The organism is Burkholderiaceae bacterium, assembly GCA_024235995.1.
In the GTDB taxonomy this organism is placed as follows: domain Bacteria; phylum Pseudomonadota; class Gammaproteobacteria; order Burkholderiales; family Burkholderiaceae_C; genus Ottowia.
Genome location: JACKLI010000002.1, coordinates 133620 through 155346, shown reverse-complemented (window position 1 = coordinate 155346; position 21727 = coordinate 133620). Strand labels below are relative to the sequence as shown.

The following is a 21727-nucleotide window of genomic DNA, read 5'->3' as shown; positions in this document are numbered from 1 at the left end:
CGACTCGGTGCGATTGGCAATATTTTCAACGGCAACAGCATCAATGCATCCGAAAAAGAATCGAAATATGCCGGCGTCGAGGGGTTGCCCTACATAGCAACCAAGGATGTTGGCTACGGTTTTGACCCGCTGGACTACGACAACGGTATTTGTATTCCTCCGGATGAGGGAAAATTCAGGATCGCACACCAGGGCGCTGTGCTTATTTGCGCTGAAGGTGGCAGCGCGGGAAAAAAGTGTGGTCTGACCGATCGCGATATCTGTTTTGGCAACAAGCTGTTTGCCAATGAGTTGTATGGGCAGATCCCGTCGCGATTCATCCTTTATGTTTATCTGTCCCCAGTCTTTCGTGCATCATTTACAGCCGCGATGACTGGAATCATCGGCGGCGTCTCCATTGCCAAGTTTGTCGAGATACCAATTCCGCTCCCACCGCTTGACGAGCAACATCGCATCGTCGCCCAAATCGACCGGTTGATGGCGCGTTGCGACGCGCTGGAAAATCTGCGAAATGAACGCGAAAAAAAGCGCTTGGCCACACACGCCGCCGCGCTCTCGCAACTGATCGACACCACCGGCAACCGCAGCACCAACGATGCTTGGGCCTTTATCACCCAACACTTCGGCGATTTATATTCAGTAAAAGAAAATGTCACCGAACTGCGTAAGGCCATTCTGCAGTTAGCCATATCGGGAAGGCTGACAGAATCGATAGATTCATCGTCAGCGCCAAAGTTAATATCCAAGTCGTCGGATAAGCCATTTCCCATACCTGCCCATTGGAGTTGGGTCCCACTTCAAGCAATATCGGATCAATCGAGAGGAATCACTTACGGAATCGTGAAGATGGAGAGCGAGCCATCTCATGGAGGGGTGTTCGCTCTTAGATGCAGTGATGTCAAATATCGCGAGCTTGATTTGTCTTCCGTTCGGAGAGTCTCGCCGGAAATATCTGATCAATATTCGCGCACCGTACTAAAGGGTGGCGAATTACTCTTAAATATCCGTGGAACGCTTGGCGGGTGCGCTGTGGTTCCGGAAAATATTGCTGGATACAACATCGCAAGAGAAATCGCGCTAATCCCACTAAATGACAAGGCAAATGCCGACTACATCCTAAATGTCATTAGTTCACCTTACTTTACAGAAGTTACCAATAGCAATCTTCGCGGCATTGCATATAAGGGGCTCAATCTTGGCACGCTCTCTAATTTTTTGGTTCCCCTTCCACCAAGAGATGAGCAGATGCTGATTGTCGAAAAGGTTAATCACTTGCTGGCTCTGTGCAATGTCTTAGAGACCAGAATTGATGCTGCCTCTGGCAAACAGGCCGAATTGCTCAGCGCAGTAATGGCACAGGTATGAAGGTGTCGGCATGCGCATGAAATCAGTCTTTATCGGCGACTACAAAAACCTGAAGAATTTCACGCTGGGTTTCGAAGGCACGAGCTTTATCGATGTATTCGTCGGTAAGAACGGAAGTGGCAAGTCGAATCTGTTCGAGGCTCTGGTGGAAATCTTTCGCCACATCTACGAGTTCGACAAGGAAAAGGGCGACCCCGGCTTCGACTACACCGTTAAGTACGAAGTCTCAGACAAGGAAACTGAGATCGTCTGGACGGCGGGCAAGCTCAGCATCAACGGCAAGATTCGCTCTACCATCGGCAAGACGCCGCTGCCAGACAATGTGCTGATCTACTATTCCGGCCACAACTACACCGTGGCCGGACTGGTGGAGAATTACGAAGCGAATTTCGGCAGACGCATCAAGAAGGCAGACTTTGATGAGAGTCGCCGCTTTATCGGGATCGGCCCTGAATACAAAGCCCTGCTGCTGGCCGTTTTGCTCATGCAAAAGCCGGAAAACAAGGCCAGATTGTTTATCCAGGAGAAGCTTGGCATCAAAACTGTCGCGCCAGAAGTGCGGCTGGAGCTTCGGCGCCCAGTTTATGCCACCGATGCGCGCTACAACATCGAAGACCTTTTGGCTGATCGCTACTGGAAGCCCGAAGGGATTACCAAGGTGTTTCTCGACCGGCTGTCGAACTGCATCAGCACGGCGAGCAGCGGGCCAATACGTTCCGAGGGTTACTTCGCCACCGATGACCGCTATACCCTGTACTTTGATATCGCCAAAATCCAACAGGAATTTGCCGACCTGAGCACCCAGGAACTGTTCCGGCAGTTGGACAACTTGAAAACCTTGGGCATGCTTGCGGATATTTCCATCCCACTCAAGCTAGCCAGCGGTCTCGACGCATCCATCGCCCATTTCAGCGACGGCCAGTTCCAGTCGGTTTACATCTATTCGATCGTTGAGCTATTCAAAGATCGTCACTGTCTCACACTGCTCGATGAGCCAGACGCGTTTCTTCATCCCGAATGGCAGTTCGCTTTTTTGAGGCAGGTAATAGAGATTACCGGCGCGGGCGCTACGAGCAATCATGTGCTTATGAGCAGCCATAGCGCGGCAACGTTGTGTAGCCTCGACGACCAGCAGATTAGTCTTTTCAAGATCGAAAATTCAGCTGTTTCCTGTTTCAAACGATCCAAGAAGGAAGTCATCCACGAGCTATCGGATAGTTTTATTCAATACACAGAGGACGAGAGCAAACTCCTAATTGATAACGTTATCCGGTCATCATTGAGACCCATTCTTTTTGTGGAAGGGCCTTCCGATGTCAGCATATTGAACACTGCCTATCGAAAACTGTACCCAGACGAGGACATTTCAATTTTGGTTCAGGATGCTTTTGACCGTGGATTTATTCGGACACTACTAGCACGCCAAGAAGTGTTCGCCACCTATCCCGATAAGCAGTTTTTTGCTCTATTTGATTTTGATGACGCCTATAACGATTGGCGTGATTTGGGAGGCGAATTTCAGATAACCGATATCAGTCTTGGGTTGTGTCGAAAGCTTGAAGGAAAGAATGCACATACCTTTTTACTCCCGGTTCCGCATAATGATTTGAAGAAACAGGTTTGGGACGAAAGCAACCCAACCGAAAAGATCAGGCCAAAGCCACACTTTTGCGTAGAGCATATTTTCTGGGGCATCGCAGGGTTGGACAACTGGTTTCGAACAGATGACAGCAGCGGTCTTATCAAATTCAAAAATGACAAGCACAAGGTCAAATTTGCCAAAGAGATTGTGCCAACCTTGGATGCCGCCTGCTTCGAACCATTCAGGCCAATTTTTGAGTTCATCAAATCCAAGTGTGCTGGAGCAGCTCCCGCATGAGCACCAAGCTTCCCATCAACCTTACAGACCTGCTGCGCCAGCGAACCGTCGAGGGTGAGCGCATCGAGTACAAGGCCGGGTGGAATCCTGACCCTATCATCCGCACCGTGTGCGCCTTCGCCAACGACTTCGAAAACCTCGGCGGCGGTTATGTGGTGATCGGGCAGGATTGTGATGCCAACGGCCAGCCGGTGTTTCCGCCCGTGGGGTTGGCCGAAAACCAGCTCGACAAAATCCAGCGGGAACTGCTGGCACACTGCCAGTTGATCCAGCCACCGTACTTCCCGGTGTTGAGCATCGAGGAAGTCGAAGATCGCAAGTTGATCGTGCTATGGGCGCCGGGCGGGCAAACCCGGCCCTACAAAGCGCCGGAAGCCGTCACTGCCAACAAGAAGACCTGGCGCTATTACATCCGGCGCTACAGCAGTACGGTCGAGGCTAAGGGCGATACCGAGCAGGAGTTGTTGAGCCTCGCAGCCAAGGTGCCATTCGACGACCGCTACAACCAGCAGGCCCGGATCGATGATTTGTCCAAGCCTTTGATGCAGGCCTTTTTGCAGGAGGTGGGCAGCGAACTCGCGGCTGATGCGCCGGGCCTGTCGGTCGAAGCCTTAGCGCGGCAGATGAACGTAGCAGGCGGCCCCACCGAATCACCGTGGCCCAAGAACGTGGGCCTGCTGTTTTTCAATGAATCACCAGAGCGCTTCTTCCCCGCCGTGCAGATCGATGTGGTCTGGTTTCCCGAGGGCGCTGGCGGTGACCGCTTCGAGGAAAAGATCTTCAAGGGTCCGCTGGCGCGGATGACGCGCGAGGCATTGAGCTACATCCAGCGCAACTTCTTGCGCGAGACGGTCATCAAGCATCCCGACCGGGCCGAGGCCACGCGGGTCTGGAACTTTCCCTACGCAGCCATCGAGGAAGCCTTGGTCAACGCGGTGTATCACCGGTCTTACGAGGAACGCGAGCCCATCGAGGTGCGCATCAGCAACGAAGAGCTGGTCATCTTGAGCTTCCCCGGCCCGGACCGGTCGATCCGGCTGGAGGACTTCCAGGCCGGGCGTGCGGTCAGCCGCCGCTACCGCAACCGGCGTATCGGGGAGTTCCTGAAAGAACTGGATATGACCGAAGGGCGCTCCACCGGCATCCCGAAAATTCTGAAGGAAATGGCAGTCAACGGTTCGCCCGCGCCATTGTTCGAGACGGACGACGACCGCCTCTCGTTCGTGATTCGTCTGCCGCGCCATCCCTTGTCGCTTGTTCCTACCGTTGGTGGCGGGGAAGTCACAGGGGAAGTCACAGGGGAAGTCACAGGGGAAGTCACAGGGGAAGTTGAACGTCTGTTGCGCGCCGTGGACGGCGAGATGTCTCGGCAGCAAATCCAGTCAGCTCTTGGCCTCAAGGGCGAAGAACACTTTCGCACTGCGTATTTGAAACCAGCACTGATCGCGAAGGTGATTGAGATGACCCTGCCTGATGCGCCCCGAAGCAGCAAGCAGCGTTACCGGCGGACTCGCCTTGGGCAACGTTGGCTGGATGCGCATCCCGGAAGCAAATGCCCATGAATCCTCCCAGTATTTCCACCTTCGGCGCAGCAGGCTCGATGGTGGGCTATCTCTACCAAGTTCGGCTGGGCTTGCTCTGGGCTATCCGCCGCAGCCGCACCAGCGACTTCACTGTCAGCATCGAAACGCTAGACGATGTGAGCTTCGAAGTCGGTGGTCAGCCAGATGCCGTGCTGCAAACCAAACACTCGCTCAACGCGGCGGCCAACCTGACCGACCTCAGCCCCGAGGTGTGGAAAACCTTGCGGATCTGGCTCGTCGGTCTGGCCAGCGGAGAGATCCCACCCGAGACAGCGCGCTTCTTGATCTCGACGGCGGATGCCCCCGCAGGCAGTGCTTGCGCTGCGCTGTGTGTTGAGGAAGCGGGACGCGATGTGGCCGAAGCCGCTAAGCGGCTCAAACACGCCGCCACGAGTTCGACCAACAACGAACTTAAGGACGCCTTTGAAGCTTTTCTAGGCCTGGATGAGGTTAAGAGAGAGGCTCTACTGGCGCGCGTCTATGTCGTGCCATCCCAGCCCGATGCTGCCGCTATTGAGGCGCAGCTGCAGTCCGAACTCTACCATGTCTCACTACACCATCAGGCTCAGTCCGTTCAGATGCTCGAAGGCTGGTGGTACAGGCGCGTGCTCCACGAGCTGGTCCACCCTGGCATCGGCATCCCACGCGCAGAGATTGATGCCCAGATCACGGAAATCCAGGAGTGTTGATTCATTTCCAAAGCTGGGCCATTTCGGGACGCATTCACGTTGAAATTTGAGCCACGTTGCCGCTCTATCCTGCTGAATTTTTCAGCACGGGGGAGCAGGAGTGATCAACGTGAGCACATTGAGCAAGTTACGCCGCCTCGTGCTGAGGCAGGACGTGTCGGTGCGCGAGGCCAGCCGGCGCCTGGGCATCTCGCGCAACACAGCCACCAAGTGGCTCAAAGACGGGCAGATGGCCGAACCCCGATACCCGCAGCGGGTGTCGGGCCCCAGCATCCTGGATCCGTACAAGGAGCAGTTGAGCCAATGGCTCAAGGCCGATAGCCATCGCAGCAAACGCGATCGACGCGGGATCAAGGCCATGTTTGAGGCGCTGCGCGCGCAGGGCTACAGCGGCAGCCGAGGGCCGGTCTACGCCTTTGCCCAGCGCTGGCAGCAAGAGCAAGGCAACGCTGCGCGTGGTGCGGGGTTCGTGCCGCTGAGCTTCGAGTTGGGCGAGGCGTTCCAGTTCGACTGGAGCTGCGAGTACCTGTTCATCGGCGGGCTGCGCCGCCGCCTGGAAGTGGCACACACCAAGCTGGCGGCCAGTCGCGCCTTCTGCCTGGTGGCGTACTACAGCCAAGCGCACGAGATGCTGTTCGATGCGCACGCACGGGCGTTCGCCCTCTTCGGTGGCGTGCCCCGGCGGGGCATCTACGACAACATGAAGACCGCTGTGGACAAGGTCGGCCATGGCAAACAGCGCAGCGTCAATGCACGCTTCGAGGCGATGACCGGGCACTACCTGTTCGAGCCGGAGTTCTGCAACCGGGCCGCCGGCTGGGAGAAGGGGGTCGTGGAGAAGAACGTTCAGGATCGGCGCAAGGACATCTGGCGTGAGGCCAGCGAGCGGCGCTGGGGGACGCTTGGTGAACTCAACGACTGGTTGCAGCAGGCCTGCGTGAAGGCCTGGGCTGAGATGAGTCACCCGGAATGGACTCAGCTCACGGTGGCCGATGTCTGGCAGGACGAACGTGCTCGTCTCATGCCCAACCCCCGTGCGTTTGATGGCTACGTGGAGCAGCCGGTACGGGTCTCTGCGACCGCACTGATCCACTTCCAGCGCAACCGCTACAGCGTGCCGTGTGAATGGATTCATGCGGTGGTCAGTCTGCGGGCCTACGCGGATGGCCTGCTGGTGGTCGGGCCCGATGGGCGACAGGTGCGCCTGGCGCGCAGCTTCGAACGTGATCAGACGCTCTACGACTGGATGCATTACATCGCGCTCATCGAGCGAAAGCCCGGCGCGCTGCGCAACGGCGCGCCCTTCAAGACCATGCCCGAGCCACTGCAGGAAATGCAGCGCCAGTTGCTGCGCCACAGCGGTGGCGACAGGGTGATGGCGCAGGTGCTCATGGGGGTGAGCCTGCATGGACTGGAGGCCGTGGTGGTGGCGGTAGAGCTGGCGCTGCAGTCCGGGCGGGTGAGTGCCGAGCACGTGCTCAACGTGCTCTCGCGTCTGAAGGAGCAGCGCGTGCCCGAGCCACCGGTGGCCACGATGCTCAAGCTCAACACGCCGCCACTGGCCAACCTGCAGCGCTACGACGCACTGCGCAACGTCCAGCCTCATGAGGCATCACCGGAGTCCGACCATGCATGACGTCATTGATGCCCTCAAAGCGCTGGGCCTGCACGGCATGGCCAGTGCCTGGCCGGAGGTACTGGGCACCGCCCGCATGAAGTCGCTGGATCATGAGGCCGTGCTGCACCAGCTCATCAAGGCCGAGACCGCTCAGCGTGAGGTGCGTTCCATGGCTTACCAGATGCGCGTGGCGCGCTTCCCTTCGCACCGTGACCTCGCCGGCTTTGACTTCGCCCACGCGCAGCTCGACGAAGCACTGGTGCGCCAGTTGCACACCCTTCGCTTCGTGGAGTCGGCGCACAACGTGGTGCTGGTTGGTGGCCCCGGCACGGGTAAAACCCACCTGGCCACGAGCCTGGGGATCGAGGCCATTCGCATGCATGGCAAGCGGGTGCGCTTCTTCTCAACGGTGGAGCTGGTCAACGCCCTGGAGCTGGAGAAGGCGCAGAACAAGGCCGGGCAAATGGCGCACCGCCTGATGTACGTCGATCTGGTGATCCTGGATGAACTGGGCTACCTGCCATTCACGCAGTCGGGCGGCGCGATGCTGTTCCACCTGCTCTCCAAACTCTATGAGCGAACGAGCGTGGTGATCACCACCAACCTCACCTTCTCGGAGTGGAGCAGCGTCTTTGGAGACGCCAAGATGACCACGGCCTTGCTTGACCGGCTCACGCACCATTGCCACATCGTCGAGACGGGCAACGAGAGCTGGCGATTCAAGCACTCCAGTGCCGCTGGCGCGGCTCCCCCAAAGCAACGCCCAAAGAGCCAGAAAGGAGATCGAAAAACAGCAGACCCGATAGACTTATCCACAACCGAATAGTCAAAGAATCCATCAACCCAGTGGCTCAATATTCAACGTGATCACTGGCTCAGTTGTGCTGATGAATCAACAAAGACTTACCTGAAGCGTCGCAGGTGCCTTCGGTCAGCGATCTCCGCGCAGCACAGGGCTACATTGGCGAGCGTAGCGGTGCAATGGACTCAGCGACACCTCGCATCGCGACAGCCATTCAGGAAGTGGAAGCCAAGCTCGCCGACGTACGGCGACGCCTCGACGACAACCGTACCCTACTTACGGCTGTCAAGCGCGGCAACCAGCGCCTGCAGCTAGCCGCAGACTCCGAGGCGCGGCGTGCCATGGTCCTGGGACGTATCAGCCTCTACATGGAAAATATCCCGCAGGTGCCTGATGTGAGTGGACAGCAAATACGACTGGCCGAATTGCGGGAGCAAGAGGCTCAGCTCACTGAAGTTGTCAGCACCGAGACCATCCAAGCCAGGGTGGAGTCCTGCCTGTCCAACGTAAACAGGCACTTGTCCGACTATGCTAAGCAAATCGACCTGGAATACTCAGATTCGCCGCTGCGCCTCGATCCACGCAATCTGACTATCGTCGCCGACACTCCTGAACGGGGGGTATCCATGCGCGAGATCGGTAGCGGCGAGAATCACGTCGGCTACCACATCGTCGCACACTTAGCTCTGCACACTTGGTTCGCTAGCCGAGGACGGCCGGTGCCCTCATTCCTGCTACTGGACCAGCTGTCGCAGGCACATTTCTCGCCGGATACGTTGCCCGGCAATGGCGTGACTCAGGAAAAGATCGACGCAGACCGCCAAGCCGTCAAGCGCCTCTTCCGGCTGATCTTCGACGTTGTGGAGAAACTAGGAGGCAAGTTCCAAGTGCTCATCACCGATCACCCAGACTTCAGCGACGATGTGCGTTTCCAGGCAGCGCTTCGCGAACGCTGGCGCGATGGGCTGAAGCTCGTACCTGAGGATTGGCCGCGTTCTGTGTGAGTGATTTAAACAGACTTGCCCGCGTGGAAAGTACCGTAAACGGGGTGCTGGCACAGAGGTGGTTCATTCAGTTGTCGCTGAATCAAGATGCTTTTTGCCTTCCTTCAGCAGCCTCCGGCAATAGCTCCATTCGACGACCTGACCATTGTTGAAGAGAACCAGCATCGCGCAGAGCATGGCAAGTGTCATGCTCTGCGAAAGATCTGGCAGAAAGCGCTGTGCGCCCTCGCTTTTCTCGCGCTGCACTGCATCATCTTGATCGATTTTTTGAAAATCATTGTTGATCTTGCAGGTCACCCCCAGCTTGCCCAATTGCTTCAGCAAGCCCGCGCCCTGCAGTCGCAGTGAAAACCGTTCAGATGTGCCAGAGGGCGTCTGACACATAGCGCCTATCAGGCCATCAATATCAGCAGCCAGCTGTCGCATCAGTTTCTTTTGCTGTTGCAAAGGCATGCTGTGTTGAAAGGCATCATCGAGCAGCAGTTCATCTATTTCCGAAAGCAGTGCAATGCTATTGGCAACCCGGCGATAACTATCGGCCAGTTTTTCGAGCTTGCGTATCCTAGGGCTATGTGTCTCCACCGAACAGTTGTTGGTGCCGAAGAGGGTGAGTTCAGCTAATTCCTCAAAGAAGCTCGACTGAGTTTCTTGTGGCAGCGCCTTGAAATCGCGATGTTGCTGAATTTTTGCAATCAGGCGCTCTCTGAATAGTGAGCGTCCTGCCTCCGTGTCCGGCAGGTATTCACTGTGTTCTACTGACTTCACCTGTGCTCTCCCGCTTCCAGATTTCGAGCTTGTCTGCCCATGCCTGCATCATGTCTCGCCGCTCTTCGAGGTAGGTGGCATGGTTATAGGTGCGGCGTACCGAGTTGGGTTCCGCATGGGCAAGCTGCGCTTCGATGGCGTCGGCGCGATAGCCTATTTCATTCAGCCGGGTGCTGCCCGTGGATCTGGTGCCGTGCGGGCTGTAGGTGCCGCTCCAGCCCAGCACCTTGAGCGCCTGCCGGATCGAATGCACCGACATCGGCCTGTTGCGGTCATCCCTGCCGGGAAATAGGTGCGTCCGATCACCGCTGATGGCGTGCAGGCGGCGCAACATCTCTACGGCCTGCGTTGGCAACGGCACTACATGTTCACGGCGGGCTTTCATGCGCCGGGCTGGGATCGTCCAAAGCGCGGCATCGAGATCGAATTCAGCCCATTCCGCTTCTGCCGCTTCGCTGGGACGCGCCAGTGTCCACCACATCAACTGGATGCAGAAATTGACCTGATAGCCGCAACGGTGGTTGTCGAAGTCGTTGAGCAGCTTGCCGATCTGCGCGGTGGTCAGTGCCGTCTTGTGTTGCGTCTTGTTGGCGGGCAAAGCCTTGCGGACGGGCCAGACGGGATCGTTGTCTGCCCGCAAGGTGGCAACTGCCAGCTCGAAGACACCGGACATGGTGCGCTTGGCTTCCGCAGCGACAGTCGGCGCACCGCGTTTCACGGTCTTGGTAAGGATGTCGAGAACGTGCGCAGGGGTGATGTCGCGCACCGGGAGCTTGCCGATGCTGGGGAAGACCACCCGCTCCAGCATGTCCAGGCGGCGTTTCTTGGTGATGTCCTCCCAGTCCCGCAGAGCCAGCCACTCTTTGGCGACGGTCTCGAAGGTATTGGCGGAATCCTCTTCGCGCTTGAGGCGCTCAAGCTGCCGGTGCTGGACGGGGTTGATGCCCTGCTTGACCAGCTTCCGCGCTTCCTCGCACTTGTCCCGCGCTTCGGCAAGGCTGACGGCAGGGTAGTCGCCCAGCGCGAACCACGACCCCTTGCCGCCCAGCTTGAAGCGGTAGCGCCAAGCCTTCACCCCATTGGGCTTCACTTCAAGGTAAAGGCCGCGAAGGTCATTCAGGCGGTAGAGCTGCTCCTTCGGTTTGGCAGCACGGCAGTGAGCATCTGTAAGCATGGTGTCACGGGGTCGGCAAGAAGGGGTGATGGATGGATCATATACACCTTATTTTGCTAGGTCTAATTTTCGTATACACCTACGTAGTCACTTTCCGCGGGCAAGGCCGGGCAATCTCATGCAACCCATGGAAACGAAGAACCCCGGATTTTCCGGGGTTCTGTCGCTGCTTCAGGGCTTCAAAGTAATCTTGTGAAATCCTGAGAAATGGCTTGTTTGGGTCAGACGTTGAACAGGAAGTTCATCACGTCCCCATCCTTGACGACGTAGTCCTTGCCCTCGGCGCGCATCTTGCCGGCGTCCTTGGCGCCCTGCTCGCCCTTGTGGTGGATGAAGTCGTCGAAGGCGATGGTCTGCGCGCGGATGAAGCCGCGCTCGAAGTCGCCGTGGATCACGCCGGCCGCCTGCGGCGCGGTGTCGCCGATGTGGATGGTCCAGGCGCGCACCTCCTTCACCCCGGCGGTGAAGTAGGTCTGCAGGCCCAGCAGCTTGAAGGCGGCGCGGATCAGGCGGTTCAGGCCCGGCTCGCTCTGGCCCATCTCCTGCAGGAAGATGGCCTTGTCCTCGTCGCCCATCTCGGCCATGTCGGCCTCCAGCTTGGCGCAGATAGCCACCACCGGAGCATTCTGGCTGGCGGCGTAGTCCTGCAAGCGCGCCAGCAGGGGGTTGTTCTCGAAGCCGTCCTCCGACACGTTGCCCACGAACATCGCCGGCTTGGCGGTGATCAGGCACAGCGGCTTGAGCAGCGCCTGCTCTTCTTTCGTGAGCGACAGCGTGCGCACCGGCCGGGCCTCGTTCAACGCGGCCTGCACCGGGCCCAGCACCTTGAGCATGGCGGCGGCCTCCTTGTCGTTGCCGCTCTTGGCGGCCTTTCCGTAGCGCTGCACGGCCTTTTCCACGGTGCCCAGGTCGGCCAGGCACAGCTCGGTCTGGATCACCTCGATGTCGGCGATCGGATCGACCTTGCCGGCCACGTGGATGACGTTGGCATCTTCAAAGCAGCGCACCACGTTGACGATGGCGTCGGTCTCGCGGATGTGCGCCAGAAACTGGTTGCCCAGGCCTTCGCCCTTGCTGGCGCCGGCCACCAGGCCCGCGATGTCGACGAACTCGACGATGGCCGGCACGATGCGCTCGGGCGTGATGATGGCCGCCAGTTGCTGCAGGCGCGGGTCGGGCACCTCCACCACGCCGGTGTTGGGCTCGATGGTGCAGAAGGGGTAGTTTTCGGCGGCGATGCCGGCCTTGGTGAGGGCGTTGAAGAGGGTGGACTTGCCCACGTTGGGCAGGCCCACGATGCCGCATTGCAGGCTCATGGCGCAGGTCTCGTCTGGATTCCGGGAAAGCCTTGATTGTACCGGCGCGACGGGGGTGCGCCGGCTGGCGGTTTATGATTCAAATCGGCCTTTGGCCGGCATCCATCATGCGCGAATAGCTATTGATTTGATAGTTTCAGTCGAATCGCCAATCGGCCTGCACCGCATCGCCCACGCGCAGCGTGCGGTCCACGCCGCCGAGGACGATGGCGTTCATGCCGAAGCTCAGCTGCCCGTCCACGCGCGCATCGGCGCGGTACTGGCTCAACGTGGCCAGCACCTCGGGGCTGCTCTCGGCCGTCCGCGGGTCGATGTTGGGGATGGGGCAGCGCGCGCAGGGCTTGACGGGCCTGAGCACCACCGGGCCGTCGGCGGTGGCGATGCGCAGCTCGGCCAGGCGGTCCTCGTCGTGCGCCTCCACGCCGGCCAGCACCAGGTTGGGCCGCAGCCGCTCGATGCCCACCGGCGCGTGGCCAGCGGCCTGCAGGCGGCGGTTGAGCTCGGCCAGCGAGGCCTCGCTGGTGACCAGGAAGGGGTAGCCGTCGGCGAACTGGTTGACGGCCTCGATGCCGCCCGTCCACTTCAGGCTGGACAGGCGCCGCACCTGCGGGTCGAAGCGCGCCAGCCGCAGGCCCGGCTGGCCCAGGAAGTCGCTGAACCACTGGCCGGCGACGTCGCCCATGTCCCAGGCGTCGACCTCGTCCGCCCACACCCGCACGCGCAAGGGGCGCTCGACCTCGTCGATGCCCAGATGCAGCGCCAGCATGCCCGGCGCGCGCAGCACCACCTCGCTCGTGCGGATCTGCGGGCGCACCAGCGCCATGCGCGGCCACTCGCGCTGCGTCAGGAACCGGCCCTGCGCGTCCACCACCATCCAGCTGCGGTCCAGGTCCAGCCCGGTCTCGGCCAGCAGCGCCTCGCCCAGCTCCACGCCCGCGCAGGACTTGACGGGGTAGACAAACAGGCGCGCCACGCGGGCGCGGACATCGGGTTCGGGCTGCTGCATGATGAGAAACGGGGCAGGAAAGGCCGCCATTGTCCGCGCAACGGCGACCGGCCCCGCGCGCTACCATGGCCGCCCATGATCCGCAAACTGTCCTGGCTCGTCGCCATCGTGCTGCTGGCCCTGGCCGCCTACTGCGGCGGCATCGGCTGGCAGCTGTCCAGCGGCCTCAAGCAGATGGTGACGGTGGGTGGGCCGTTCACCGACCGCGCGCTGCAAACGCGCGACCCGCTGACGCTGGACTACGACGGCGACCCGCGGCGCGCCTTCGGCTGGCCCTTCGAGACCCTCGCCATCGCCTCCGAACTGGGCCCCCTGCCAGCCTGGGTGGTGCCGCCCGAAACCGGCGCGGGCGAGGTCTGGATGATCTACACCCACGGCATCGGCGGCCGGCGCGAGGACGGCTACCGCGTGACCAGCGTGGCGCGGCCGCTGGGCATCACCACGCTGCTGTACGCCTACCGCAACGACGCCGGCGCGCCGCGCTCGCCCGACGGCATCTACCGCTTCGGCCTGAGCGAGTGGCGCGACCTGGACGCCGCGGTCGAGACCGCGCGGCGCCACGGCGCCAAACGCATCATCCTGGCGGCGCAGTCCATGGGCGGCGCCATCCTGGGCCAGTACCTGCGCCACGCGCCCCATGTCGGCGACGTCATCGCGGCGGTGCTGGACGCGCCGGCGCTGGATTTGCGCGCCACGCTGCAGCATTTCGTCGCCGCCAAGCGCCTGCCGCTGAGCGGCGCGGTGACCTGGACGGCCACGCAGATCACGCCCTGGCGCGTGGGCATCCGGCTGGACGACACGCTGACCCTGCCCCTGTTCGCCCGGCGGCCCCGGTTCCTGTTCGACGCGCACGGCGACACCGACGCGCTGGTGCCCATCGTCATCAGCGACGAGCTGCACCGCCTGCGCCCCGACATGAGCTACCTGCGCACCCACGCGCGGCACGTCGAGTCCTGGTCGGAAGACCCGGCGCGCTACCGGGCCGCGCTGCGCGGCTTCCTGCAGCGGGTGCTCGCGGCCGGGCCGTAGCACGCCCGGCGCCTCCCTACAATCGATGCATGGCCTTCGAGCATGACCTTTGCATTCGTGGCGCCGGCATCGTCGGGCGCACGCTGGCGCTGCTGGCCGCGCGCGAGCGCCTGCGCGTGGCCCTGGTGGCGCCACCCGGCGGCACGCCCGCGGCGGCCGACGTGCGCGCCTACGCCATCGGCCCCGCCGTGCAGGCCCTGCTGCAGTCGCTGCGCTGCTGGCCCGAGGGCGTGGCCGCCACCCCCGTGCTGGCCATGCAGGTGCAGGCCGACCGGCAGGGCAGCGTGCGCTTCAGCGCCCAGCAGCAGGGCGTGGCCGCGCTCAACTGGATCGTCGACGTGCCGCGGCTCGAGCAGCTGCTGGCCGAGGCCGTGCGCTACCAGAGCGCCATCGACGTGATCGAGGCGCCCGTGGCCGCGCCCCTGACGGTGGTGTGCGAGGGCCGCGCCAGCGCCACGCGTGCCGAGCTGGGCATCGAATACGACAGCGTGCGCTACCCGCAGCACGCCCTGGCCACCCGGCTGGACTGCGAGCGCCCGCACGAACAGGTGGCGCGCCAGTGGTTCACCCCCGAGGGCGACATCCTGGCCTTTCTGCCCCTGGGCGGCCCGGACGGGCGCGAGGTGGCGGTGGTGTGGTCGCTGGCCAGCGAGCGCGCCGAGCAGGTCAAGGCCTGGGACGACGCCGCGCTGGCCGCGCACCTGCACGAGCTGAGCGGCGGCGCCCTGGGCGCGCTGCAGGTGCAGGGCGCGCGTGCCAGCTGGCCGCTGGTGCTGGCGCACGCCCGCCGCTGGGTCGGCGCCATGCCCGGGCGCGTGGGCGAGAGCTTTGCGCTGGCCGGCGACGCCGCCCACGCCATGCACCCGCTGGCCGGCCAGGGGCTGAACGTGGGCCTGGGCGACGCCGCCGAGCTGGCGCGCGTGCTGGCCGCGCGCGAGCGCTGGCGCAGCGTGGCCGACCTGCGCCTGCTGCGCCGCTACGAGCGCGCGCGCCAGGGCCACTGGCTGCGCATGCGCTGGGCCACCGACGGCCTGCAGCTGCTGTTCGGCCACCCCGCGCCGCTGGCCGGGCCACTGCGCAACTGGGGCATGACGCTGTTCGACCACAGCGGCCCGATCAAGTCGCGCCTGGCCCGCCTGGCGATGCAAGCTTGAGCGGGGAACCGTCCGCACCTTGGCGGTGTCCCAGTTTGTCACCCCTTTCGATTCACCTCTTGAAGAAAAACCATCCATGAACCTCACCCCCACCCCGCGCCGCTGGCTGGCCGTCCTGGCGCTGGCCCTGCTGCCCCTGCTGGCCGGCGCGCAGGAGGCGACCCTGCGCAAGACCCTGATGGACCGCATCCCGGGCCTGACGCAGATCGACGAGGTCAGCAAGACGCCCATGCCCGGCCTGTTCGAGGTGCGCATCGGCAACGACATCCTCTACACCGACGCCGAGGGCAACTACCTGATCCAGGGCACGCTGATCGACACCCGCTCGCGCAAGAACCTGACCGAGGAGCGCATCGACAAGCTCACCGCCATCAACTTCAAGGACCTGCAGCTCAAGAACGCCTTCACCGTCGTGCGCGGCAACGGCAAGCGCAAGCTGGCGGTGTTCGAAGACCCCAACTGCCCTTACTGCAAGCGCTTCGAGGCCGACCTGGAGAAGATCGACAACGTCACCGTCCACACCTTCCTGATCCCCATCCTGGGGGCCGATTCGGTCGAGAAGTCCAAACAGATCTGGTGCAGCGCCGACAAGGCCAAGACCTGGGACGACTGGATGCTGCGCCACGTCGCGCCCAAGGGCACGTCCAAATGCGACACCGCCGCGCTGGACGCCAACGTCGCGTTTGCGCGCAAGTACCACATCACCGGCACGCCCACCCTGGTGTTCGTCGACGGCCACCGCGTGCCCGGCGCCATCAACGCGCAGCAGATCGAGCAACTGCTCGCCCGCTGACCTGCGCCCATGCCGGCCCCCATCCACTACCGCGTCGAAGCGGCCGACCTGAACGGCCATCGCTACGCCGTCGAGTTGCGCATCGCCAGGCCGGCGGCCGAGCAGACGGTGTCGCTGCCGGTGTGGATTCCAGGCAGCTACCTGGTGCGCGAGTTCGCCCGCCACCTGAACGGCCTGACGGCGTGGCAGGGCGACACCGCCCGCGCGCCGCGCCAGCTCGACAAGTGCAGCTGGCTCATCGCCTGCGACCCGCGCCAGCCGCTGGTGCTGCGCTACGAGGTCTACGCCTTCGACGCCTCGGTGCGCACCGCCTGGCTGGACGCCGAGCGGGGCTTCTTCAACGGCACCAGCCTGCTGCTGCGCGTGCACGGGCAGGACGGCGCCCCGCACCGGCTGACGGTGCCCGCCCCCAAGGCCGCCCCGCACTGGCAGCTGGCCACCGCCATGACGCCGCGGCGCGTGGATGCGCGCGGCTTCGGCGACTACGTGGCGCGCGACTACGACGAGCTGGTCGACCACCCCGTCGAGCTGGGCGCGTTCTGGAGCGGCACCTTCGAGGCCCGCGGCGTGCCGCACCGCTTTGTCGTGGCCGGCGCGCCCGCCTCCTTCGACGGCGCACGCCTGCTGCGCGACGCGCAGACCGTGTGCGAGACGGCCATCCGCTTCTGGCACCCCGAGGGCGCGCCGCCGCACGAGCGCTACGTGTTCATGCTCAACGCCGTGGAGGACGCCTACGGCGGCCTGGAACACCGCGCCAGCACCGCCCTGATCTGCAAGCGCGCCGACCTGCCGCGCATCGGCGCGCCCGACAGCGCCTTTGCTGTGGGCGAGGGCTACGTCACCCTGCTGGGCCTGATCAGCCACGAGTACTTCCACACCTGGAACGTCAAGCGCCTCAAGCCTTCTGAATTCGCCCCCTACGACTACACGCGCGAGAACCCCACCGAGCTGCTGTGGTTCTTCGAGGGCTTCACCAGCTACTACGACGACCTGCTGCTGCGCCGCGCCGGCCTGATCGACGATGCGGCCTACTGCAAGCTGCTGACCAAAACCGCCAACCAGGTGCTACAGGCGCCGGGGCGGCGGGTGCAGTCGGTGGCGCAGGCCAGCTTCGACGCCTGGCTGCGCTACTACCGCCCGGACGAGAACACGCCCAACAGCACCATCAGCTACTACACCAAGGGCGCGCTGGTGGCGCTGTGCCTGGACCTCACGCTGCGCGGCGAAGGCCGGGCGACGCTGGACGACGTGATGCGCGCACTGTGGCGGCGCTGCCAGGGCGGCCCGCTGCGCGAGAGCGACGTGGCCGCCGTGCTGGCCGAGCTGGGCGGGCGCAGCTACGCGCCCGAGCTGGCGGCCTGGGTGCACGGCACCGACGAGCTGCCGCTGGAGCGGCTGCTGACGGCCCATGGCGTGCAGGTGCTGCAAGACCCCGCGCCGCTGGCGCAGGCGCTGGGCCTGCGCGTGAGCGAGCAGGCCGCCGGCATCACCGTCAAGGTGGTGCTCGACGGCAGCCCCGCCGCCGCCGCTGGCCTGGCCGCCGGCGACGAGTGGCTGGGCCTGGAGGTGCCAGGCCCCGTGCCACGCAGCGCACGCCCGGCCCGCAAGGGCCAGGCCGCCGCCGCGCCCGCGTGGCGCCTGCGCCGGCTGGACGACGTGCCCCTGTTTGCCGGCCCGCAGCGCCAGGTCACCGCCCTCGTCGCGCGCGGCCAGCGCCTGCTGCGCCTGCCGCTCGCCCTGCCCGCCCCCTCGACCACCTGGCGCCTGGCGCCGCGCCCCCCTGCCGACAGCGCCGCCCCATCGTGGCCCGGCGCCTGAGCGGTCACCCATCCCCCGCGGCGCCCGGCCTGGCGGAGCGCGGCCGCCGTGACCGCCGCACGCTCGGGCTCATCCTGATCGGGGTGCTGCTGGCGCACGCCCTGGTGCTGAGCTGGCTGCGCGGCCTGCTGCAGCCACCCAGCCTGCTGGCGCAGATGACCGCGCCCCTGTACACGCGCACCATCACCGTGCAGGCGCCGGCACCCACACCGGCGCCGGGCGAGCCCGCCCCGCAGCGTTCGGAGCCAAACAGGCCGACAGCCCGCATCCACCATGCGCCGTCAGCTACCAAAAACAAAGCAGCCAAGGCCCCGGTGCGGCCCGCCAGCGCCCCACGGCCGGCTGCCGCGCCCGAACCCGTGCCATCCACTCCGGACGAGGTGGCCGACACGCCCGGAACGGACCAAGCCGTCGCCGCGGCCGACGCGGCCAGCGCGCCGCAGGCGGCCGCCTCGGCGCCCACCCCGGCCGCAAGCGAGGCCGGCACCGCCGAGCCCGCCTTCCTGGCCGGCTGGCCCACCGACACGCGCCTGGCCTACACCCTGGGCGGCAACTACCGCGGCGAGCTGCACGGCAGCGCCCAGGTGCTGTGGCAGCACACCGGCACGCGCTACCAGGCGGCGGTGCAACTGGACGTCGGCATCCTGCTGTCCATGCGCTTCACCAGCCAGGGCGAGATCACCGCCCAGGGCCTGGCGCCCGAGGTGTACGAGGAGCAGGTGCGCCAGCGCCGGCGTGGCGTGCGCATCGGCGACGCGGTGCGCCTGAACGACGGCCGGAGCGTGCCGCGGCCCGAGGGCGTGCAGGACACGGCCAGCCAGTTCGTCGAGCTGGCGCACCGCTTTGCCAGCGGCCAGATCGCCCCGGCGCCCGGCGCCAGCATCCGCCTGTGGCTGGCGCGCCCCGGCGGCGTGGACGAATGGACCTACGACGTGGTGGGCGAGGACACGCTGCACCTGCCGCGCCTGGGCGCCGTGCCCGCGCTGCACCTCAAGCCCCGCCCGCTGGACAAGCCGCGCGGCCCGATCAGCGCCGAGATCTGGTTCGCCCCCACGCTGCAATACCTGCCGGTGCGCATCCACCTGACGCAGGGGCCGGACACCTGGATGGACCTGGTGGTGGAGACGATCGAGCAGCAGTGAGGCGCTACTTCTTGCGCAGGTCGATCACCCGCCGCGCCTTGCCCACGCTGCGCTCGATGCCGCCCTCGGGCTTGAGCTCGATCTCCACGCTGGAGCCCACGTAGATCTTGATCTCGTGCTGCAGCAGCTTGGCGGCCGCGCGCGCCTCGATGCCCTCGGGGCTCAGGCCCGGCGCGGTCTCCACCGCCACCTTCAGGTTGTCCAAGGCCCCCTCGCGCGTCAGCACGCACTGGTAGTTGGGCGACAGCTCGGGGCGCTTCAGGATCAGCTCCTCGATCTGCGTGGGGAACACGTTCACGCCCCGCACGATCATCATGTCGTCGCTGCGGCCCGTAATCTTCTGCATGCGGCGCATGGTGCGCGCGGTGCCGGGCAGCAGGCGCGTCAAGTCGCGCGTGCGGTAACGGATGATGGGCAATGCCTCTTTCGTCAGGCTGGTGAACACCAGCTCGCCCTCCTGGCCGTCGGGCAGCACCTCGCCCGTGTCGGGGTCGATGACCTCGGGGTAGAAGTGGTCCTCCCAGATGGTGGGGCCGTCCTTGGTCTCGATGCATTCGTTGGCCACGCCCGGGCCCATCACCTCCGACAGGCCGTAGATGTCCACCGCGTCGATGGCCATGCGCTGCTCGATGGCATGGCGCATCTCGTTGGTCCAGGGCTCGGCGCCAAACACGCCGATGCGCAGGCTGAGCTCGCGCGGGTCCAGTCCCATGCGTTCGACCTGCTCGGCAATCGCCAGCATGTAGCTGGGCGTGACGGTGATGATGTCGGGCTTGAAGTCCAGGATCAGCTGGATCTGCTTTTCGGTCTGGCCACCCCCAAAGGGCACCACCGCCAGGCCCAGCCGCTCGGCCCCGTAGTGCGCCCCCATGCCGCCCGTGAACAGGCCGTAGCCATAGCTCTGGTGCAGCATGTCGCCAGGGCGCGCGCCCGCGGCGCGGAACGAGCGCGCCACCACGTCGGCCCAGGTGTCGATGTCCTTGCGGGTATAGCCCACCACCGTGGGCTTGCCCGTGGTGCCACTGCTGGCGTGGATGCGCACGATTTGGTCGCGCGGCACGGCGAACATGCCGAACGGGTAGTTGTCGCGCAGATCGTGCTTGGTGGTGAACGGAAACTTGGCCAGGTCCGACAGCTGGCGCAGGTCGTCGGGGTGCACGCCGGCGGCGTCGAACTTGGCCTTGTACACCGGCGAATGCGCGTAGGCGTGCGCCAGCGACCACTTCATGCGCTGCAGCTGCAGGGTGCGCAACTCGTCGATGCTGGCCTTTTCGATCGGCTCCAGCGCAAAGGTCTTGGTGCTCGCGTTCATGCCTGCGTCTCCTGTGCTTCGTTGTCTTCGGGAATCACCTGGCCCTTGATCTGCGCGCTCTTGCCGCGAAACAGGGCGATCGCGTGGCCGTGCTGGTTGGTCACGCGCATGTCGTACACGCCGTGGCGGCCGCTCTGCGCCTGCTCCACGCCCTCGCAGGTCAGCACGTCGCCGGCGTGCGCGGGCTTCAAAAACTCGATGCTGCAGCCCGCCGCCACGGTGTTGTGGTTGCGGCTGTTGCAGGCAAAGGCAAAGGTGGAGTCGGCCAGCGTGAAGATGAAACCGCCGTGGCAGATCTGGTGGCCGTTCAGGTGCAGCGGCTGCACCGCCATGCGCATCACGGCGCGGCCGGGCTCGCAGGCCAGCAGCTGCATGCCCATGGTCTCGCGCGAGGCGCGGTCGGCGGCGAACATGGCCGCGCCCACGCGCTCGGCCAGGGCCCTGGCAGTATGGGTGTCGCTCATGCTCATTCGCCCTTGAACTGCGCCGGGCGTTTTTGCAAAAAGGCCGTCACGCCCTCGATGTAGTCGTGCGTGAAGCCCAGGCGCGACTGCACGTCGCGCTCGATGTCCAGCTGCTCGTCCAGGCTGTGCGTGTGCGCGCCGCGCAGCAGGTGGCGCGTGGCCACCAGCGCGCGCGTGGGCATGGCGGCCAGGCGCTCGGCCATGGCCTTGGCGGCGGCCAGCGCGTCGTCCTGCACGTCCCAGATCATGCCCATGGCCTTGGCGTCCTGCGCTGTCAGCTTGTCGCCCGTCAGGCACAGCGCCATGGCGCGCGCCAGGCCCACGCGCTGCGGCAAAAACCAGGTGCCGCCGCTGTCGGGCACCAGGCCGATCTTGCTGAAGGCCTGGATGAAGCTGGCCGTGGGCGCGGCAATGGTGATGTCGCAGGCCATGGCCACCGACGCGCCCGCGCCCGCCGCCACGCCGTTGACCGCGCACACCGTGGGCACGCGCACCTGCAGCAGGCGGCGCGTGGTGGGGTTGAAGGCCTGGTCGATCACCGGGCCCGGGTCGGCGCGCTTTTCGAGGTTGGGACCTTCGCTGAAGTCGAACTCCGACAGATCCGCGCCGGCGCAAAAGCCGCGCCCCGCCCCCGTCAGCACCAGGGCGCGGATGGCCTTGTTGGCCTCCACCTTGTCCAGCGCCGCCCACAGGTCGCGGTGCATCCGGCGCGTGAAGCTGTTGAGCGCGGCGGGACGGTTGAGCGTGAGGACGGCGACGGCGCCATGCTCCTCGTACAGGACGTCTTGGGAAGCGGTCTGATTCATGGGGTGGG

At 64.1% G+C, this 21727-nt stretch carries 19 protein-coding genes; 12 read left to right on the top strand and 7 right to left on the bottom strand.

Features of this window, described 5'->3' with window-relative positions; genetic code table 11:
* From H6927_18455 to H6927_18425, 7 genes are all read left to right on the top strand, one after another.
* The coding region (locus tag H6927_18455; protein ID MCP5220063.1) for a restriction endonuclease subunit S at positions 1-1365 on the top strand (1365 nt) is incomplete at its 5' end.
* Between the two features lie 10 nt (positions 1366-1375).
* Positions 1376-3244 (top strand): AAA family ATPase, encoded by a 1869-nt coding sequence (locus H6927_18450; protein MCP5220062.1) that lies wholly within the window; start codon positions 1376-1378, stop codon positions 3242-3244.
* Complete coding sequence (locus tag H6927_18445; GenBank protein ID MCP5220061.1) at positions 3241-4806, top strand: putative DNA binding domain-containing protein; 1566 nt, start codon at positions 3241-3243, stop codon at positions 4804-4806. The genes H6927_18450 and H6927_18445 overlap by 4 nt, the downstream gene beginning before the upstream one ends.
* Positions 4803-5516, top strand: coding sequence for a hypothetical protein (locus H6927_18440; protein ID MCP5220060.1), 714 nt, complete (start codon positions 4803-4805; stop codon positions 5514-5516). Before H6927_18445 ends, H6927_18440 begins: the two co-directional genes overlap by 4 nt.
* Before the next feature lie 109 nt (positions 5517-5625).
* Positions 5626-7152 (top strand): IS21 family transposase, encoded by a 1527-nt coding sequence (locus tag H6927_18435; protein ID MCP5220059.1) that lies wholly within the window; start codon positions 5626-5628, stop codon positions 7150-7152.
* Complete coding sequence (locus tag H6927_18430; protein ID MCP5220058.1) at positions 7121-7960, top strand: ATP-binding protein; 840 nt, start codon at positions 7121-7123, stop codon at positions 7958-7960. The genes H6927_18435 and H6927_18430 overlap by 32 nt, the downstream gene beginning before the upstream one ends.
* A gap of 95 nt (positions 7961-8055) precedes the next feature.
* Complete coding sequence (locus tag H6927_18425; protein ID MCP5220057.1) at positions 8056-8940, top strand: DUF3732 domain-containing protein; 885 nt, start codon at positions 8056-8058, stop codon at positions 8938-8940.
* Between the two features lie 63 nt (positions 8941-9003).
* On the opposite strand, the gene H6927_18420 is transcribed toward H6927_18425, so the two are convergent.
* From H6927_18420 to H6927_18405, 4 genes are all read right to left on the bottom strand, one after another.
* Positions 9004-9705 (bottom strand): hypothetical protein, encoded by a 702-nt coding sequence (locus H6927_18420; protein MCP5220056.1) that lies wholly within the window; start codon positions 9703-9705, stop codon positions 9004-9006.
* Complete coding sequence (locus H6927_18415) at positions 9683-10879, bottom strand: tyrosine-type recombinase/integrase (protein MCP5220055.1); 1197 nt, start codon at positions 10877-10879, stop codon at positions 9683-9685. The genes H6927_18420 and H6927_18415 overlap by 23 nt, the downstream gene beginning before the upstream one ends.
* Before the next feature lie 221 nt (positions 10880-11100).
* The gene (ychF, locus tag H6927_18410) at positions 11101-12195 is read right to left on the bottom strand and encodes a redox-regulated ATPase YchF (protein ID MCP5220054.1); all 1095 of its coding nucleotides are present in this window, start codon (positions 12193-12195) and stop codon (positions 11101-11103) included.
* A gap of 136 nt (positions 12196-12331) precedes the next feature.
* Complete coding sequence (locus H6927_18405; protein ID MCP5220053.1) at positions 12332-13201, bottom strand: MOSC N-terminal beta barrel domain-containing protein; 870 nt, start codon at positions 13199-13201, stop codon at positions 12332-12334.
* A 75-nt stretch (positions 13202-13276) separates the two neighbouring features.
* Between H6927_18405 and H6927_18400 the strand changes: the two genes are divergently transcribed.
* The 5 genes from H6927_18400 (at position 13277) to H6927_18380 (ending at position 19137) form a co-directional block, all read left to right on the top strand.
* A complete protein-coding gene (locus H6927_18400) occupies positions 13277-14230 on the top strand; it encodes an alpha/beta fold hydrolase (GenBank protein MCP5220052.1) in 954 nt (317 codons plus the stop codon).
* Between the two features lie 29 nt (positions 14231-14259).
* The gene (locus tag H6927_18395; GenBank protein ID MCP5220051.1) at positions 14260-15384 is read left to right on the top strand and encodes an FAD-dependent monooxygenase; all 1125 of its coding nucleotides are present in this window, start codon (positions 14260-14262) and stop codon (positions 15382-15384) included.
* A gap of 76 nt (positions 15385-15460) precedes the next feature.
* Positions 15461-16177, top strand: a complete 717-nt coding sequence (locus H6927_18390) for a DsbC family protein (protein ID MCP5220050.1) — start codon at positions 15461-15463, stop codon at positions 16175-16177.
* 9 nt (positions 16178-16186) lie between these two features.
* A complete protein-coding gene (locus tag H6927_18385) occupies positions 16187-17995 on the top strand; it encodes a M61 family metallopeptidase (protein MCP5220049.1) in 1809 nt (602 codons plus the stop codon).
* A complete protein-coding gene (locus H6927_18380) occupies positions 17980-19137 on the top strand; it encodes a DUF3108 domain-containing protein (GenBank protein MCP5220048.1) in 1158 nt (385 codons plus the stop codon). Before H6927_18385 ends, H6927_18380 begins: the two co-directional genes overlap by 16 nt.
* Positions 19138-19141: 4 nt before the next feature.
* Here the strand turns inward: H6927_18380 and paaF are convergent, their stop codons facing one another.
* Genes paaF through H6927_18365 form a run of 3 tightly spaced genes read right to left on the bottom strand, consistent with a single transcriptional unit; the run spans position 19142 to position 21719 of the window.
* Positions 19142-20449, bottom strand: a complete 1308-nt coding sequence (gene paaF / locus H6927_18375; protein MCP5220047.1) for a phenylacetate--CoA ligase — start codon at positions 20447-20449, stop codon at positions 19142-19144.
* A complete protein-coding gene (gene paaI, locus H6927_18370; GenBank protein MCP5220046.1) occupies positions 20446-20919 on the bottom strand; it encodes a hydroxyphenylacetyl-CoA thioesterase PaaI in 474 nt (157 codons plus the stop codon). The genes paaF and paaI overlap by 4 nt, the downstream gene beginning before the upstream one ends.
* Entirely contained in the window at positions 20916-21719 is an 804-nt protein-coding gene (locus H6927_18365; GenBank protein ID MCP5220045.1) for a 2-(1,2-epoxy-1,2-dihydrophenyl)acetyl-CoA isomerase, read from the bottom strand. The genes paaI and H6927_18365 overlap by 4 nt, the downstream gene beginning before the upstream one ends.
* Positions 21720-21727: the final 8 nt, after the last annotated feature.